Raw genomic sequence first — 19045 nt, 5'->3', positions numbered from 1 at the left:
ATGTTTTAAGTGCCAGGCACCTTATTTTTAAGTTGTGATACAGCTGAAGCAGATATCCCTAAATAATCAGCTATTTCTTTTAAAGTATATTTATTTTCTAAAGCAGCTTTAATAAACATTTTCTTAAATTCAATTGCGTCTTTACGTTTCGAAGTGTCTTTTATTTTATCCCAAGAATTTTTTAATTTTAGCTCAGCTAAAATATCATCCAAAGTTTTCCTTTGATTGCATTGTTTATTTTTCAAAATATCTTTTTCTAATATTTTAATCTTTGTTCCATTTATAAAATTCTTGAAATTATCCACAAAAATTGTAAAGTCATTTTCACTACTTGAATCATCACCTTTTTCTTGTGTTATATCAACTAAAAACCTTATGGCTTGCTTTTTATCATCTGATATCATATTTAGTAATGTATCTTTTGATATAAAACTTTCTATGTTATATTTGTATATTTTAAAGCTACTCCAAGGATAATCCTCAGCTTTTTCTACGATTCCTGCCCTTATAGGATTCCTGCTTATATACCTAAAAAGCTAATAAAGATATGTTTCATCTTCAACAATTTTAGCATTATATCTATTTTCAAATACATGACCTCGTCTTCCATGCTTGTCGTTATAATATTTGCTATATACATTATTAATGTTATACATTACTTTGCTTAGAGGGATTTCGTTACATTTTATCATCAAATGATAGTGATTGCTCATAATACAATATGCTAATACTTCATAATCAAACTTTATCAAATAATCCCTTAACTGAATAATAAAAAACTTTTTATCAGCGTCGTAAGCAAAAATATTTTCTTTATTATTTCCCCTATTATAAACATGATAAATAGCACCTTTGTATTCTATTCTCCTTGGTCTTGCCATATCAACACCTCCATCTCTGATTATTCCCAAAATAAAAAAACTTAAACTTAAGTGCCAGGCACTTAAGTTTAAGTTTTTTTTATATTCTTTCCCTCGGTGTATAGTGGGTATGTAAAAGTTTGTGGGCCTTTTCTCCGCCTATTTCACCCATATATTCCTTATACATCGCAATAACCGCTGGATTTTCATGGGATTTTCTTATTGGTTTATTTCTATCTTCTTCATATATTGCATTAAGCCTTGCCCTTACTATATCAAGATTTCCATGATGATATGGCTGTCCTCCTCCATCTATACATCCCCCGGGGCAGGCCATTATTTCAATGGCGTGGTAAAATCTTTTTCCGTCCCTAATATCCTCAAGAAGCCTTCTTGCATTGCCAAGTCCGTGGGCAACTCCTATTTTAAGTTCCATATCCTTTATCTTTACCGTTGCCTCCTTAAGCCCGTCCTCAAGTCCTCTTACTCCATGGAATTCAACCTTTTCTAGTGTTTCACCTGTTATCCACTCATAGGCCGTTCTTAATGCTGCCTCTATAACTCCTCCCGTTACGCCAAATATTACTGATGCTCCTGTAGATTCACCAAGTGGATCATCAAAATCCTCATTAGGAAGCTTCGTAAAATCTATTCCAGCCTCCCTTATCATCTTTGCAAACTCCCTTGTTGTAATTACATAATCAACATTTTTAATGCCGTTTTCCTCAAATTCCTTTCTTTGAATTTCATACTTTTTAGCAATACATGGCATTACTGAAACTACGACTATCTTTTCAGGTGGGATATTAAATTTTTCTGCAAAATACGTCTTTGCTATTGCCCCAAACATCATGTGGGGTGATTTACAGGTTGAAGGAATATCCAAAAGCTCAGGGAATTGATGCTCTATAAACTTAACCCAGCTGGGGCAGCAACTTGTTAATATAGGAAGCCTTCCCTTGCCCTTTAATCTTTCTATAAACTCCTTCGCCTCCTCAACAATAGTTACATCAGCAGCAAAATCAGTATCGAAAACCTTCCTAAATCCAAGCCTTCTTAATGCTGCAACCATCTTTCCTGTAACAATTGTCCCAGGCTCAAGTCCAAATTCCTCCCCAAGGGCAACTCTAATAGCCGGTGCCGTCTGGGCTATTACAAACTTGTCAGGATCGTGTAGTGCCTCCCAAACCTTTGCAACATAGCTAACCTCAGTTAAAGCAGCTGTAGGACATACCGATACGCACTGACCACAGAAGGTGCATTGGGTATCAATCATAGGAAGATTAAAGGCTGGTGCTACAACAGTTTCAAATCCTCTATCAACGGCAGAATAAATCCCACAGGTTTGAACTTCATTGCACATGGTCTCGCAGCGCCTACACATTATGCACTTATCAGGATTTCTATAGAGGGCACCGCTGGAGCTATCCTTTGTATATGTGGACTTTTCACCTTCAAATCTAATTTTTCTAATTCCAAGGTCTGCAGCGAGCTTTTGTAAATCGCAATTCCCGTTTTTCTCGCAAACAAGGCAATCGGTGGGGTGATCGGATAATAAAAGCTCCACCATTGTCCTTCTTGCCCTTATCGCCCTTTTTGTGTTTGTCTTTATAATCATCCCATTAAAGCATTCCGTCGCACAGGCTGGTGCAAGATTTCTTCTTCCTTCTATCTCAACAAGGCAAACTCTACATGATGCAGTTCTATTTACCATCTTTATGTCGTGTAAATCAAGATGGCAAAGGGTTGGAATGTTTATGTTAACCATCTTAGCAGCCTGCAGTATTGTCGTCCCTTCGGGAACTTGAAGCTTTATATCGTTTATCGTAACATTTACCATATTAAACCTCCTTTCAAGTGCCTGCCACTTGACTTTTTGACATTTGGACATTTCTATATTTTACCATACTATTTCCTTGTTATTGCACCAAATCTACATGTCCTGTAGCATTCTCCACACTTTATGCAGCCTTCCCTATCAATAACATGCACTTTCCTTGGCTCACCGTGTATTACATTGACAGGACAAACCTTGGCACAGGCAGTGCATCCTACGCATTTTTCTGGGATTATATAGTATTTAAGTAGCTCAGTGCATACCCCTGCCGGGCAGGACTTATCCTTAACATGGGCAAGGTATTCATCGTAAAAAAATTTCATCGTCGATAAAACCGGATTTGGAGATGTTTGACCAAGGCCGCAGAGGGATGAGTCTTTAACGGTTTCTGCAAGTTCTTTTAGCATCTCTAGATCCTCCATCTCTCCTTTCCCTTCGGTTATCTTGTTTAATATCTCAAGCATCCTCTTGTTTCCTACTCTGCAGGCTGTGCACCTTCCACAGGACTCATCGCAGCTAAACTCAAGATAAAACTTTGCGATATTAACCATGCAGTCATCCTCATCCATTACAATCATTCCACCAGAGCCCATCATTGAACCTAGGGCGTTTAATGTATCGTAATCTATTGGTGTATCAAGATGCTCTGCTGGGATGCATCCTCCTGATGGTCCACCAGTTTGAACGGCCTTAAATTTTTTACCTCCCTTTATTCCACCGCCAAGGTCGTATATGATCTCCCTTAATGTTATTCCCATGGGAACTTCAACAAGTCCAACGTTGTTTACCTTTCCAGCAAGGGCAAAAACCTTTGTTCCTTTGCTCTTTTCTGTTCCAATTGAGCTAAACCATTCGGCTCCGTTTAAAATGATAGGCGGAACGTTTGCAAAGGTTTCTACGTTGTTTATATTAGTCGGCTTTTTCCAAAGTCCAACCTGGGCAGGATACGGCGGCTTTACTGTAGGCTCGCCACGCCCACCTTCAATTGAATTTATAAGGGCAGTCTCTTCACCACAAATAAATGCACCTGCACCTATTTTTATCTCAACATCAAAGGAAAAGTTAGTACCTAAAATATTTTTCCCTAAAAGTCCCATCTCTCTAGCCTGGCTTATTGCAATCCTTAGTCTATGTATAGCAAGTGGGTATTCAGCTCTAACGTATATATATCCAAACTGGGCACCTATTGCATATCCTGCTATTGCCATACCCTCCAAAACTGAATGGGGATCACCCTCAAGTATACTTCTGTCCATAAATGCTCCCGGGTCCCCCTCATCGGCATTGCAGATTATATATTTTACATCACTCTTTGACTTTCTTGTTGCCTCCCACTTAAGGCCTGTTGGGAAACCTCCCCCACCTCTTCCCCTTAAGCCGCTTCTTTTAACAGCATCAATAACCTCCTCGGGTGTCATCTCCGTCAAAACCCTTGCAAGAGCCATGTATCCATCTGAAGCTATGTATTCGTTTATATTTTCAGGGTCTATCTTCCCACAGTTTCTAAGGGCAATTCTAATCTGCTTTTTATAAAAGGGGATGCTGCTCTGTTCTGGAAGCTTTTCTTCAGTCTTAGGCTCTTTGTATATTTTTTCTTCGACTATTCTTCCTTTTACAACGTGTTCTCTAACTATTTTTCTTGCCGATTCTTCATCTACCTCTACATAGAAAATATTGTCAGGCATAACTTTAACAATAGGTCCCTTTTCGCAAAATCCAAAACATCCCGTCATCAAAACCCTAACCTCCTCCTGGAGGTTAGCTTCCTGTATACCTTCCCTTAAAACCTCCAATACCCTTTTGCTGTTAGATGCTTGGCATCCTGTTCCACCGCACACCAAAAGCTCCATCCTAAGTGGCATATTATCCCTCCTATCCTTTTAATACCCATTCGCTAATAACTTCTCCATTTTTTACGTGCCTTCTTACTATCTCCCTACCCCTTTCTGCATCCACCTTGCCGTAAAGAACTGGAGATTTTCCTGGAAATCTTACCTCTACGGTGGGCTCAGCATAGCAAAACCCCATACAGCCCGTTTGAACAACAACAGCGTTGTTTATATTTTCCTTATGAACCTCATCAACTATTGCGTTTATAGTATCCCTTGCCCCAGCTGCAATTCCACAGGTTGCCATGCCAACCAAAATCCTTATTTTATTCTCCTCCGCCTCCCTGTTTTGCAAAACATCCTTATACTTATCCCTTATCTGCTTTAACTCTTCTATCGATTTTATCATCTAAAACCCTCCTTATTCTCTATACTCATCAAGTATCCCCTTAACTTCTTCTACCTTAACCCTTCCATAAACCTTACCATCCACCATAACAACCGGTGCAAGGCCGCAGGCACCAACGCATCTTAAGGTGTCAACTGTAAAAAGGCCATCCTTTGACATATTCCCATCTTTTATGTCCAGCTCCTTTTTAATCTCCTCCAAAATTTTATCTGCCCCCTTAACAAAGCAGGCCGTTCCCATACAAACGTTTATAACATGCTTTCCCCTAGGCTCCATAGTAAAGTAAGAATAAAAGGTTGCAACTCCATATACCTTTGCCGCAAAAATGCCAAGCTTTCTTGCGATAAAAAGCTGAACATCCTTAGGAAGATACCCGAAAATCTCCTGGGCCTTATAAAGAACTCCAATCAGTGCCCCTTCCTTTTGTTCTATAGAGTCTATATATTCCTCAAGCTGTCTTAACTTAACTTCATCAACATCATACTTTGCCATATAATCCCTCCTTAAATAACTACCTAAAAAATATTTTTAACCAAAGGCATTAAATTCATACAAATTTGTAAATAATTATAGGTGACAGGCACTTGACATTTTGACATTTTGACTTTTTCAATTTTTTCCATAAAAGGAGGTATCATTATGCCTAGGCCGCCAAGAATAATATATAGCGGTGCAATCTATCACATATACCAGCGCGGTAACAACAAAGAAGACATTTTCAAAGAAGAGGAATACAAAAAATTTTTCTTAAAACAGCTAAAAAATCTAAATATAAGATTCGATTTTAACATTTTAGCCTATGCAATCATGAGTAATCACTACCATTTTCTAATCAAAACAGGTGATACACCCATAAGTGATATTATTTTCAATTTAAACAATATCTATGCGAAATACTATAACGAAAAGCTCAATCGCAGCGGACATGTTTTTGAATCTAGGTTTAACAGCAAAGTCGTTTTAGATGACGCATATCTGATATGCCTTTTAAGATATATCCACAGGAATCCCGTTAGGGCGAACATAGTTAAAAGTGTTGATGAATATAGATGGACCAGTCATTACTTCTACAAAAACAATATTAATAATTTCGTATATCCTTCTTTTATTTTGAACATTTTGTCTAATAATCTAAAAGATTCCCTTAAAATTTATAATAATCTCATGATGGAAGAAGGAGATGATTCCAATTTTAAAAAGGATTTAGAGATAATTTGTAAAAAATTCAGCTTAAATCTTGAGTCAAGCTTATCATTTTTAAACCTACAAGATTTAGCTGAACCTGGCAAAAGACCGAGTTTAGATGAGATATGGTTAGAGGTTAATACAAATAAAGATGAATTGCATTTAATTAGACGAGGTTTTAAAAGAAGAAATTTTACCAATTACAAAGTAGAATTTATAAAAAAAGCATTAAAACAAAATTATACTATAACTGAAATAGCAAAGTTTTTAAATGTATCACCATCTGCAGTATCAAAAATAATAATAAGAAAAGATATAAACCCCACCTTCTAAATTTTTGGGTTCTTTAAGCTAACCTAAACTTTAAAGTAGCGGTTCAAAATCTATGCTCCTAAAATGTTAAATTCTCCACCTTCAAAAAATGTTCTATCCCCGCTTTAGAACAGTGTTTAAATTAGCTTGATTTTGATACCATTTTGTCAACACTTTAATAAGTCAAACGACATGCACTGCCAACTTACAAAAGTTAGCTATGCATGTCGTTAATTAGGTTAAAAAATATTTATACACATTTACAAAATTAATCAAATTCCGCTATCAAACAGATTTTATTAATTACAATATTTGTTGGTAAAATTATGTAATGTCAAAAAGTCAAAATGTCAAGAGGCAGGCACTCATTATTAAATTTGCGGCAATTCCCGCTACAAGACCTCCAATTGTGTGGGAAAGTATTGCTTTGTTTGTAAGGTCCCTTGCCTCAAGGGCATCCATCATTGCAACATGGGTTGAAAGGTAACCACTCCAGCACATTCCCATTGCGGTAAATACGGCAATTTCCCTTGCTCCAATAAGTCCCTGCTGTAAAAGCTTTGGGACAAGACCAATTGCAGCCCCAACCGCTCCAAGGGCAGTTATAGGAAAGGCTATTGATTCTGGACTTTTAAATCCCAAAAGGGGCTTTAAAATAAAGCTTAACTTTTCTCCAATCCAGGTTAAAACAGGCACTCCCTCATAGGCTGCACCTGTATATACTTCATTTTTAGGTCCATTTATTAGCATCATAACCAATGTGCATATTACTATAACCCCAGGGATTATAGAAAGGCCCATATCGACTCCAGATTTGCCTCCATCTAATATAGCCTCAAGGGCCCTTTGGAATGTGCTTCCGTTTCTTATTTCTCTAAATTTTGTGATATCAAATTCAGCATCTCCATCAAGGGCCATTTCCTCTTTTCCATACTTTTTCTTTGTAAAGTGCATCATAATTCTAACGCTTACTATACTTCCAATTATAGCACCGATGTTTCCAACAATTGCTGCTAAGACAAAACTTTGTCCCTCCGGTGCTTGGGCAATCATAAATGTAGTAACTATAAGCCCCATTCCAAAGGCTGTTCCAAGGTTTGTAAGGGCTGGAACTTGATATTTTTTGAAATATCTTCTAAATCCTTTATCCTTTGCAAGGGTTATAATCGCAGGGTTATCCGATAAATATGTAGTAATTACTCCTATGCTTGCAGCCCCAGGCATATCGTAAAGGGGTTTCATAAGGGGCGATAAAATTTTGTTTATAAGGGCTACAACACCAAATTCCGTTAAAAGTGCCCCAAAGGCGCCTGCCAAAACTGCAATGGCCATTATGAAAAATACGGTGTTTAAAAGTAGATCATGAGCCGTCTTCATCATAGTACTAAACATATTGGCAAGGCCCATTGTTTTTGCTAAAAAACCAAAAAATAATAGAATGATTCCAAGAAAAATAAAAGATTCTTTGTTAACAGCCTTTACAATTTTCTTATCCACAATATCCCTCCCATCCTTCCTTATATTTCCCATTTTAGCAAATTACAAAGATCTAAACAATAAGACAGAAAAAGTTAAAATATTAACTTTTTTGCAAAGATTTATTTTTGTATCATTAATATGAAAACACAAAAAATTGTCCCCCATATTAAAGTGAGGGACAAAATAAAAATCTTAACAAAATTTTACTTATATGCAGGATTAAGACTTGGATATAGGTTATAAGCCTCAGTCTGAATTATGTTATTATCAGCATCTTTTCTACCTGCTCCTATTTCTAATTTATTTTCAGCAGCATTGTATTTATAGCAGAATACATAGGATGAATTCATTTTAGGTTTTAGCTTATCAAAACCTTCTAAATACTTAGATAAATCAATAGTGTTATCAGTAAATACACCTGTTTGCGATATTTTAACCCAAATTCCTCCTGTATCCTTTATCTCTCCTCCTTCAAGTACAACTTCCTGTATCGTCGCTGCTATTGTATTTGCAGTCACCACATCCGCCATAGCCTTTGACTTTTTCATAGCCTTTGAAATCTGTGGGGTTGTAATGCCTACTAAAAGGGCGATGATAGAAATTACAATAATCATTTCAAGTAGTGTAAAACCTTTTTTCTTCATAGAATACCTCCTTTTAAGCATAAGGTTTAAATATATAAAAAATGCATATTTTTAAATGAAATCACTTTAACTTTACTCCTCACTCCCTTCAATCTATTTTCAGCTTGATTTTTTCCAATTTTTACTTGTTTTAAACATGGGCTTCAAAAATTTTTGTAAATTTAATCAAAAAAAATAGCACAGTGCATCCTAAAATGCACTGTGCTAAACATACGTTACATACTACTGATTGCTTATCTCAAATTCATATTCAAAATCTTCTTTATAACCGTTCTTAAAGTTAATTACTGTCACTTTTATTCTATATTTTTCAACTGTTCTGTTGTTTCTATAATTTATTCTTTCACCTTGCTTTATACTTGACCAAGTATTGTCGTCTATAAACCTATACTTTACATAGAAACCATACTGAGCATCTGGATCATTTATTGTTGTATCATTTTCATCGTCAAGCCATTCAAAACCTGTTATGCTTCTACCTTCTACCCCAAAGGAATACAAATCTGTATATCCTACAAAGGAGTATGTTGCATCTCCATAAGGATAAACCAATCCTTCAATAACATCTAAACCTATTTTTCTCAAATATCCATCATATAGATAAACCTTATAAACCTTTGAAGTATCTATGGTAAACCTAATTTCCTTTGATGCTGTAAATGTAGAAGGTTTCATAGCATAATTTTCATATCTTATACTTACCTCATATTCACCTTCAACGTTTGCTACTTCTTCTCCTTCCCAAACTCCATTGTTTAAAACAAAATTATATGGCTTGGAATTTCCATATTGTCCACTTATACTATCCTTTAATCTTATAGTTCCAACAGCAGAAACAGTTGAATCGGTAAATGGAACCATTACCTTAACCTTATATCCTGTTGTTACTCCATTTATAGTCTTTCCTAGAATACCTGCAAGATATGGTTGTGGTGGTGCTATATTTTCTCCAAATAGTCTAAACTTAATCGTTTGTTTTGCAATTTCAGTTCCACCTTGATTTAAGGTTACCACTAATTTATATTCACCTGTATTGTTTGAGTTCTTTTGGATTGTTGATTCAATAGCCGAATTATCAACACTTCCAGCTGAAACCTGAGTTGCACCCTTTGTTAAAACATAGCTTGCATTTATACCGCTTGGAACATCTTTTATATCAACAGTAATATCGGCATTGCCTATATATCTTGCAGTTAATGTGCCGGTTATATCATCGATTATGAAAGTCGTATAATCCTTACTATCAAGTATAATTTCTCCTCCTGCCTTTATAACCACCTGTGGCATTGGAACAAGGGCAACATATGCAATTTGTCCTGGCATTTTATTGGACATAGCCTTGTATCTTGCAAGGATATAGGTTTTTCCAGTAAGCATGCTTGCTTGGCTTAACATCTCATCGCTTGACATCCAATCTATTCCGTTTAATGAACATTCTATGAAACTGCTAAATCCTACAAATCTTCCAGATGTAAAATCGTATGATACATTTGGTTTTGCTTGGGCTATCATAATATATGGCTTTGATGGATCAAGGTAGCCCTTATTTGCGTCATAATAGGCAAGTTTTAACAATTTATCCGTCGCATAGCCTTCAAATACACTTCTTTCTATTTCAAAGGAGAATAAACCGCTTCCTTCTGGTGTTGCTGTTATTGGTGATGCAGTATAATCCTTAACAATGGAATTGTCTGCATTGTATAGTCTATAACCTATTTTATCATTTATTCCCTTATATGTTACCTTATAAACCTTCTTATTGTTATATTCCGTATATTCAACCTTAACTACAACCGGTGCCTCAGAGCTGTATGCAACATCCGTAAATTTACTTAACGCCCTTCCTGCTCTTTTAACTGCAACTTTAATTACTCCGCCTTCTTGATTTAGGTCTATCTTTGATATAACTGCCTGTCCTGTTTTGTCAGCCTTTGCCTTTCCAAGAGGCTTTGTCATATCATTTTCATCGTATACATAAACTTCATCTCCTAAAGCAAGTCCCTTTATAACTATACTATCTGCTTTACTTCCTTCATTGTTAGTTACAACAACATTATTCATATTAATTGGTGCAGAATACATAACAGCTTTACCACTTACTTTAGTTCCGTATCCTACAACCTTTCCACTGAAGGTATATACTCCATCCTTTACACTATATTTTGACATATCCCAATTAACTAAAAGTTCCCTTATATCTCCATCGCTCATAATAGCAGTAACCTTATCGGGCAGCTCTATATTCTTAAGGTCAGTAATTTCAACGGGATCTAAATCATCAATTTTTACAATCTTATCGGCATACTTAATCTTTGCTATTGCCTCTGGCTTTGTTCCTTCAGGAGAGCCTAACTTATATCTATAAAGTTTTCCAGATTTTAAATAAAATATATAATCCCCTGCTATGTTTATCGCCGTTGCTAAGTCATCTATTATCTTTGTTCCACTTGAAACACCGAGCTTATATATCTTTCTTCCATCTACATAGCTTGAATAGAATATGTCATTATTGGTTACTGCATTTATTACGCTCAATTTATCTTCAACACTTTTTGTAATAGTTCCACCTTTAGATTTTACCTGAACTTCAGTTGTAAAGTAAACCGGCGAAATTCTGTTATATGATATAGTTTTATAAAGTTTTCCATCAAGCCCTGTTGCATAAACTATTCCATCATTTGTTAAGCTTAAATATCTTACCCCTGGACTTGTTTGGGAGGAAACCGTTAAAAACTTTGTTCTATTGTTTCCGTTTAAATCGATGGAATAAAGTCTTCTTGCATCTGAGGTATTGCTATAATAAATCTTATTTCTATCCCCATCAACTACTATATATGCAGCTGAATCATAGGTAAGCCTTTGTCCAGAATAACTTGCATTTGTATTGAATTTGCTAAGTTTATATATCCTGTTTTTATCCTTGCTATTTGAATAATATATATAATCCCCCACCACATTTACATAGGAAGACAAAACATCATTTATCTTCTTTCTTCCCGTTCCATCAACATTTACCTTATAGATCTTACCACCATCGGATATATTACTATAATAAATCCAATCGTCTACAACATTTATATACCTTGCATTATCTTCAACTATTGGATACTCCTCAACTCCATATATATTCTTTTTATAAATCTTTCCTCCATCTGCTAAATTAACATAATATAAAAATTCTCCATCAGTTGCTGCAAGCCCAAGATTACTTATATTCCCTGCAACCCTTGTTGGAATATTACCTAAGGAATAAGTTTTTAAATTAATTAAAACAGGAAGTCCTGTAACGGAAGAAGAAACATCCTTTATCTCCCCTTGTCCAACAAGATCTCCGCTTGCAGAATATAAATTTATATAAAAATCATCCCTGTTTGTTATTAATGTAAAGGACTCATTAGTAGCTCTTTTAACTGAAGGATCTATTGTTGAACTATCTGATACAACAAAATAATAGCTGTTTGGAACACCAACTATCTCTTTGATTACAACGCTGACAAGATTGTATCCCGAACCTGCTGCACTAAAGGATGTGTTTATTGTTATATATCCATATTTTGTGCTTCCAGGTTTATACTCTCTAAATATCCCACTTCCATCTGCAATATAGACCTTACCTTGATCATCTGGACTATCTGAATAAAGGGTTAGTTTTCTTCCACATATAAGCATTATTTGTTCTTCAGTTGCAGCCCTTCCATCTTTATCTGTTATATTGCCTTGTGCATCTATAGAAAATATCTTGTTTTCATTTCCCTGAAGGCTTTGAAATTGATTTACCTCTTGAGGAAATTTACTCACATAGGAACTTGTATATATTCTGTCGGCTATTATTATGCTATTTTTAGGCAAATTAACTGCTTTTGCAGCAAAGGCCATCTTAGGCAGCATCCCTATTATCATAATCACTGTTAAAATAAAAGCTACAAATCGCCTCATGACAACACCCCCTATGTTAGTTATCGGATAATTTTAAAAAAAATTTACACTTTATTTATAATAAAATTTAAGCTAAAATTAAACTGAGGTGGTTTTATGAAAAAGGTTCTTTTCTTTTTTCTGTTTTTTTCGTTATCAACAAATGTCCTTGCATTTAACAAAGTAATGACAAATATCTCACCTTACAAAACCTTTAATATTAAATTTAACCAAAAGCTTGATCCTAAAAACGATCTTTTAAATTCAATCAAAATAGTAGACTCTAAAGGCAGCAAAATCAACGTTGATGTTAAAATAGGCAGCAATCAAAAGTCTTTACTTATTAATCCTCCAGATGGCGGCTACACTTATGGAGAAACATATTATCTAACCGTTGAAAACTTAAAATCATCTTTAGGTAAAACTTTGAAAAATCCCTATAGCTTAAAATTTACAATATCTGATTTAATTATAACAGGGACATACGATGTAACAGTTGGAGGATTTACCGCATATAAAAAAATAACTATAAATGGATTAAAAAACTATAATGGAAATGTAAAATATAAATACGATGTTGATGCAAAGTTCTATAAAATAGGCGAAACTGCAAGCCTTATAATTCCAAAGGAAACTGTTATCGTATATTTTTATGATGAAAAGAACAACCTTTTAGGAAAAGCAACATTAAACGTTGGAAAAAGTGCAACATCCAAAAGTTTTGTCATAACAAAATAGGCATCCTGCGATGCCTATTTTCATTCTATATCAATAACTTCAAAGTCATCTAGGTATTCATCAATACTATCAACATTCAAAATTGAGCAGAGGGCTCTTATTTGTGCATCATGAATTGATTTATAAAACTTATCCGTCGTCCCATAGAACTTTGGCATCAAGTATCTTAATATTTCAACTCCTTCATAAAACATTTCCTTTGCAGAATCATCATATCCTGAAATATCATACAGTCCAAACAAAACAAACATAAAGCTGCTAAAGGTATATTTTGTTCTTACACTAAACATATCGAACATCGGAAAACCATTTAAGCTATCCTTTAACTCTCCCCTTAACGGTGCTAGGGCAAGCTTTGCAGCATTCAAATATTTTTCATCTAAAGTTTCATTATACATTCTAACTAGAAGAGATATACCTAACCCTTGAGTTAATGAGGATGACCAGCCTCTTTTCATTGATATATTTGATTCCTTGTAGTCAAAATCGTTTATCCAAAGACCACTATCATTTATGTTATAAACCAAAAAGTCTGCTGCATCCTTTGCCCTTTTTAGATATTCACCATTTTGGCTTCTTTTATAATAGCTATAGTTTTGAAGCCCCCACTCTGCTATTAAAAGAGGATTATATTTATATCCACTATAATTTACCATAGGGATATTATTCTCATCAAACTTTATCCCACTTACTCTACTTATATTCTTTATATCTGCAAAAAAAAGATATTCGCCATTGGTTTTATATAAATAATTTTTTACAATATTCTTTCCATCATCAAATATATAACTAAAATAACTCGTAAAATTGCTGGCATTATTCTTATCGTTTTCTGCAAGCTTTATTTCCTCCGTTCTAAATCTTAAAACAAAAGCTTTACTTGAATTTCCTGCAAAGTCTTTAAATGAACCATTTGGAAGACTCAAAACATAGTTTGTCCCATAGGATAACAAAGTATTAGGCCTTATCGTTGCCTTATTGCCGCTTAACTTTATACTAAACCCTACCCTTTTCCCATTGCCAATTAGTGATATGCTCTTTAAATTATTTAGTTTTACACCTTCATTAAAATTCAATGTAATGCTACTTCCAACTTTAACATTTTGAAGGCCATTCTTAGGATTAGAACTTACAACATAGGGCGCTACTGTATCCTTTTTTGCGTATAAAACCTTCTTATTTTTAGAAATTTTAGAACCGTTCCCTAATAAATCATATATGGAAATAGTTTTAACATTTTCAGGATAAGCATATTTTAATATATATTCCCTTCCTGCATATGCAATTGTATTAAAAGCCAGGATCATTAACAAAATCAAAGCTAAAGCCCTTTTCACAAAAACGCCCCCTAAATAGTGGTATATATATTATATCGGATTTTCGTTAAATAAATAAAGTTTTCTTGTTATAATTATAATTTAGTATTCTAAGATCTCTCTAAATATCAAAACAGGCCAAATGGCCTGTTTTGATTATATCTAATTATTCGGCTATTTCATACATATTAGATAAAGGCATCATATTTTCAATGCTGTCCCAAACAAAATACCTTATTCTAAGATTTCTTTGATTTGCAGGAATTTTCATCATAACTGTTAATATAGCATCTTTATTTGATTCAACACTCTGCTTTGCTGCACCGTAAATTATAAACCTGTTATCATCATCATATAATGCTACAATCAATGTTGCATCTTTTGTATTTTTAGTTCTATTTATTGCTTTTATGGTCACTTTAATATCTTGGCCTTGTATTACCTTTTCTGGTTTCTCTATCGATATTATTTCAAAGCTCTCATTTTCAGGCATTTCTATTAATACTATCTCTGCCGTATTTCTTACCCTTATTCTGTGTCCCTCTGCATCCTCTGATGCTAATCCAACAGCGCTTATCTTGCTTCCAATTTTAATCCTCTCATCCCATTTTCCTGCTTCGCTTCCTACATCTCCTGCAATATATCCTTCTACATATACCCTTGCTTCTCCTGAACCATCATCCAAGAATATATTTTGTCCTACTATTCTTGTAACCGTTCCTTCTACCTTCACTAGCCATCCTTCGTTTTCCTCGAGCATAGCCTCCTTAGTTGACATTAACTTAGGTTCAACATTTATTGGATTTGGGTCTATTATTTCTATATCCTTCAATTCATTTGAAATCTGAAGTTCTGTATCTCCCATATATTGATCAACTTTTCCAGTAACTCTAACCTTTACCCCAAGAGGTATTTGCCTTGTTGAAACTCCAAATACAGTTATTCCTCCCGTTTCGTCTTGAACATATATAACATCAAAGAAGGAGTGTCTATTGCCCATCGAAGCCGATTCTGCTGTTACATAGCCTTCTACAGTAAATATCTTGCCTAAATTGTCTGGAATATTATCATTATTTATGTCTTTTCTTACTTCTAATATAGGTGTAATTACTTTCTCACCAGCAAGAATCCAATCCAAAATATTTTCAGTTATTGGAACATTAGCATATTGATTATCTCCTGTCATTTCAAAATCAGAGAAGAAGGTTGAACCTGCAACTATCAACTTTGCACCTGAGTTTAGTTTTTCTACTGCAAGAACATAAACCTCTCCCTTTTGAACTGGTTTTGCATCGTTTTGTTTGTCTGAATCCAAAATCTCTGTCGTGTCATGGCCCTTTACAACAAAATCAACATTTGTAAGGTCAGCGTTATCCTTCGGTATTACTGAACATCCACTAAAGAAGCTATAAAGCTGATCTTGGGATACATTCTTTGTTAAATTAAACTTATCTGATACATACCTATTAAATAACAACCTGTAGTTTTGACCATTGTTGTTTACATTGTCTATTACTTCATCATCATTAAATCTCAAGTTAGAGCCTATTGCCTCAAGGACTCTATTGCCCTGGTTTGCATTTTGATAAGATGGGTCAGTAACTCCTATGTCATTATAGTCTGCCCTTGATGTAATAATTACTGATCCTCCATTTTGAACAAATCTTTTAATAACCTCTATCTCTGCATCCGTATAATTTGACTTGTAAAGATTATAACTTGCGTTATCCTTGCTTTGAGGATCTGTCAATACTAATAACCTAACTCCTTCTAAGTCAGAATCAGTTAGTCCATCATAATCTTCGTAAACTATTACCTTTCTATCCTCTAACATAGACTTAAACTTCGTAACTTTTCCTTTGTAATCTCCACTTACATATTGATTATAATGTCCTGCATCAATTACTACCTTTACAGCATTTTCTGGTGCAATAAACTCAACTACAGTGCTAGATGTGAATGTTTTATCTACTCCACCATAATTTATCGTGGCTTTTGCATAAATTGTGTATTTGCCTTCCTGGCTAGATGTCCAATTAATGCTTGCTAATCCTGTTGAGCCAGCATTTAAATTTGTAATAATCCTTTCATCAATTTTATTTTCGTCCTTTATCTCATCCCTATAAAATTCAACTTTAACATTTGAAATTGATGTAGTTGAATTATTGTAAACTACCGCATCAATTGTCACAGGTTTATTAGTTTCAGCAAGTTTTAAATTTGATTTAACTGATGATAAGCCAACAGGAACAACATCTGAAGTCCAAACCGGTGCCGTAACAGCAATATCTAAATCCTCTTGATCTACTCTAACATAGTAATAACTGTATTTTGGATTTAAAGTAAAATTCCACTCTGCAGTGTTTGAATCAAAATATTTTGATGTAACTACTATTCCACCGTTCGCTATAATTGATACCTTGCCAATTTTATCATTTAAATCAGGGTCCTGAATGCTAATGTTAAAATTTAGCTTATCGGGATTGTTTAAAATTGTCCCCATATATTTATTATTTACCTTATAAACTATCCTTAAATTATTGTCTTCCGTTGCATAAACGCGCATATTTCTAAAGGCATCATAGATATCATCCCTTGTTAAATTCTTTGCTAGAGCTACTGTTCTTGCTGTATTAGCTAATATCCAATTTCCTTTATGGTTATCCTGATTGTTTGTAGGTGCAAGATGCCACCCCTTATCAAGGGCTCTTGTATAGAATTCATAGCTTGGGAAATAACCGCTTGATCTTACTGCTCCTTCCCCGTTTCCGACTTCAATCAAGGTTATTAATTTATCTATATCCGGATCATAATATCCAAAATCTGCAAAATCACCATAAGTTGGGCCAGGATGATTAAATTGAGATATAGATTGAGGAACCTTTTTAAGTTCATCGTAATACATCTTAAGGTCAACTGCCTTGTTGTTTATTCTGCTGTTTCTTGATAAAAAACCTGGAGTATTAAAGGTGTTAATATGTCCCCAACCACCTGTCGAACCGCTCCAGGTCATTTCATATGCAGCTATTGCTACAAATTTCCCATCCTCATTATACTGGTCTGCTATTTGATGGAGCTGTCTCCATTCACTGCTTGCTGAACCATCAAGTATAGTAGCTTGCGTATCATTATCAAATGAATTAGAGTGATCAGTTATTGCAAAAAAGTCTGCCTTTGCAACATTTTTGGCATAATCATATGCCTCTTCTGGAGTGCCTAACCCGTCTGAATAGTTCGTATGGGCATGAATTTGACCGAAGTATAAATTATAGGTTTCTTGACCAATATAAAAATTCCAAGTAAAATCAGCAGCATTTTTTAAAGAAGACAAATCCCTTATAAATATTCTTACTACATGTTCTCCTTCAGCTAAATCTTCCGCTGGATTATATTCTAATTTAATAAATTTTTTAGGCTCAACGTCCTCATAGGTTAAATTTGTCTTATCAGTAACGTCTACGTTATCTATATATATTTTTAAAGTAGTTAAATCTAATCCACTGCTATCCTCAATTGTTGCGCTTATTTGTGGCCTTTTATTTTCAATCCACTCACCACTTTGCGGTGATATAATGGATACCTTAGGCTGAACATTATCAACTTCTTTAATAACTACCTTTAAAGGATTATTTATATCGCTTGGATAAGTTACAGTATTTATTCCATCACTTGCCTCTATATAATACTCAATACCTTGCGTTGAAAGCTCTGATTTTGGAATAACAGCAGTGTATAAATCGTTATTCTTTTGCATGCTTATACTCTTATATGCAGTGTCTCCAACTTTTCTGTAGTATACCTTTGCATTTGATATTTGAACATCATCTGTAATATTCGCACTTATTATTAGGTCATTCGTGTTATCCGCCTCTGTAATAGGCGTGTGTGTAATTGTTGGTGCCTGTATATCTGAATTTTGATCCAATGGAACTTGGTTTGGGAAAACAAAGCCTGGTGTCGGTTGTTGTTTTTGTCCAAGTAAAATCATGTCAATGCCTGTTTCTGGATATTTATATGTTGTGCTGAGTTTTATATCAAAATCTCCGGAATTATATGTTGCCCTACATACTTCTTCACCTGTATCCTTTGCAAGAACAATTGTTTTTGGTGGAGTATTACTTATTCCTGCTGTTATCTTAAAGTTTACAAATTGATCTTCTGTTAAATTTGTTCCGTAAAACGCATTGAAATCAGCCAGTGTAGTTGTGCTAGTTGAACAAATTACCAATACCTCTTTAGGTTGTATTATCTTTGAAACATCGATATCAGATGAAGGATAATTAAACTTATAATCCTTAATATCGATTGGGACATTTGTGTTGTTGTAAACTTCAATGAATTCATAGGGGTCTGTCCCTGATTGTGCCCTTACCATAATCTCTGTGATCAAAAGCTCTGGACCTGTTTGGGCAAAGACTTTATTCTTGAAAGCAAGATTGAAATTTGATAATACTAAAAGCATTACCATAAAAAGCGAAATTATATTTTTATGTGTTTTTCTAAAACTCATTTTCCCCCACC

General features: G+C 34.6%; 13 protein-coding genes. 2 read left to right on the top strand and 11 right to left on the bottom strand.

Features of this window, described 5'->3' with window-relative positions:
* Window positions 1-5 precede the first annotated feature (5 nt).
* From Q3V94_RS12835 to nuoE, 6 genes are all read right to left on the bottom strand, one after another.
* Window positions 6-404 (bottom strand): sigma factor-like helix-turn-helix DNA-binding protein, encoded by a 399-nt coding sequence (locus Q3V94_RS12835; RefSeq protein ID WP_303528293.1) that lies wholly within the window; start codon window positions 402-404, stop codon window positions 6-8.
* Between the two features lie 132 nt (window positions 405-536).
* Window positions 537-881, bottom strand: a complete 345-nt coding sequence (locus Q3V94_RS12830; protein WP_303528292.1) for a transposase — start codon at window positions 879-881, stop codon at window positions 537-539.
* Between the two features lie 79 nt (window positions 882-960).
* Complete coding sequence (locus Q3V94_RS12825) at window positions 961-2700, bottom strand: NADH-dependent [FeFe] hydrogenase, group A6 (protein WP_303528291.1); 1740 nt, start codon at window positions 2698-2700, stop codon at window positions 961-963.
* A 68-nt stretch (window positions 2701-2768) separates the two neighbouring features.
* Complete coding sequence (nuoF, locus tag Q3V94_RS12820; RefSeq protein ID WP_303528289.1) at window positions 2769-4559, bottom strand: NADH-quinone oxidoreductase subunit NuoF; 1791 nt, start codon at window positions 4557-4559, stop codon at window positions 2769-2771.
* A 10-nt stretch (window positions 4560-4569) separates the two neighbouring features.
* A complete protein-coding gene (locus Q3V94_RS12815) occupies window positions 4570-4935 on the bottom strand; it encodes a ferredoxin (protein ID WP_008909763.1) in 366 nt (121 codons plus the stop codon).
* 12 nt (window positions 4936-4947) lie between these two features.
* On the bottom strand, window positions 4948-5427 hold the full coding sequence (gene nuoE, locus Q3V94_RS12810) for an NADH-quinone oxidoreductase subunit NuoE (RefSeq protein WP_008909762.1): 480 nt from the start codon (window positions 5425-5427) through the stop codon (window positions 4948-4950).
* A gap of 147 nt (window positions 5428-5574) precedes the next feature.
* Between nuoE and Q3V94_RS12805 the strand changes: the two genes are divergently transcribed.
* Complete coding sequence (locus Q3V94_RS12805; RefSeq protein WP_303528281.1) at window positions 5575-6453, top strand: transposase; 879 nt, start codon at window positions 5575-5577, stop codon at window positions 6451-6453.
* A 321-nt stretch (window positions 6454-6774) separates the two neighbouring features.
* On the opposite strand, the gene Q3V94_RS12800 is transcribed toward Q3V94_RS12805, so the two are convergent.
* From Q3V94_RS12800 to Q3V94_RS12790, 3 genes are all read right to left on the bottom strand, one after another.
* Window positions 6775-7962, bottom strand: a complete 1188-nt coding sequence (locus Q3V94_RS12800) for a hypothetical protein (RefSeq protein WP_303528278.1) — start codon at window positions 7960-7962, stop codon at window positions 6775-6777.
* Between the two features lie 152 nt (window positions 7963-8114).
* Window positions 8115-8555 (bottom strand): type II secretion system protein, encoded by a 441-nt coding sequence (locus Q3V94_RS12795; RefSeq protein ID WP_008909759.1) that lies wholly within the window; start codon window positions 8553-8555, stop codon window positions 8115-8117.
* A gap of 222 nt (window positions 8556-8777) precedes the next feature.
* On the bottom strand, window positions 8778-12491 hold the full coding sequence (locus Q3V94_RS12790; RefSeq protein WP_008909758.1) for a DUF5050 domain-containing protein: 3714 nt from the start codon (window positions 12489-12491) through the stop codon (window positions 8778-8780).
* 96 nt (window positions 12492-12587) lie between these two features.
* On the opposite strand from Q3V94_RS12790, the gene Q3V94_RS12785 reads away from it, so the two are divergent.
* Window positions 12588-13208 (top strand): Ig-like domain-containing protein, encoded by a 621-nt coding sequence (locus tag Q3V94_RS12785; RefSeq protein WP_008909757.1) that lies wholly within the window; start codon window positions 12588-12590, stop codon window positions 13206-13208.
* Window positions 13209-13228: 20 nt separating this feature from the next.
* On the opposite strand, the gene Q3V94_RS12780 is transcribed toward Q3V94_RS12785, so the two are convergent.
* The gene (locus Q3V94_RS12780) at window positions 13229-14545 is read right to left on the bottom strand and encodes a D-glucuronyl C5-epimerase family protein (protein ID WP_008909756.1); all 1317 of its coding nucleotides are present in this window, start codon (window positions 14543-14545) and stop codon (window positions 13229-13231) included.
* Window positions 14546-14690: 145 nt separating this feature from the next.
* Window positions 14691-19034: a CehA/McbA family metallohydrolase gene (locus Q3V94_RS12775; RefSeq protein ID WP_008909755.1), complete on the bottom strand. Its 4344-nt coding sequence runs from the start codon at window positions 19032-19034 to the stop codon at window positions 14691-14693.
* Between the last annotated feature and the right edge of the window lie 11 nt (window positions 19035-19045).

Origin of the sequence: Caloramator sp. CAR-1, assembly GCF_030546345.1 — a bacterium.
Classification (GTDB): domain Bacteria; phylum Bacillota; class Clostridia; order Clostridiales; family Caloramatoraceae; genus Caloramator; species Caloramator australicus.
This window is presented reverse-complemented; position numbering and strand designations above follow the sequence as displayed.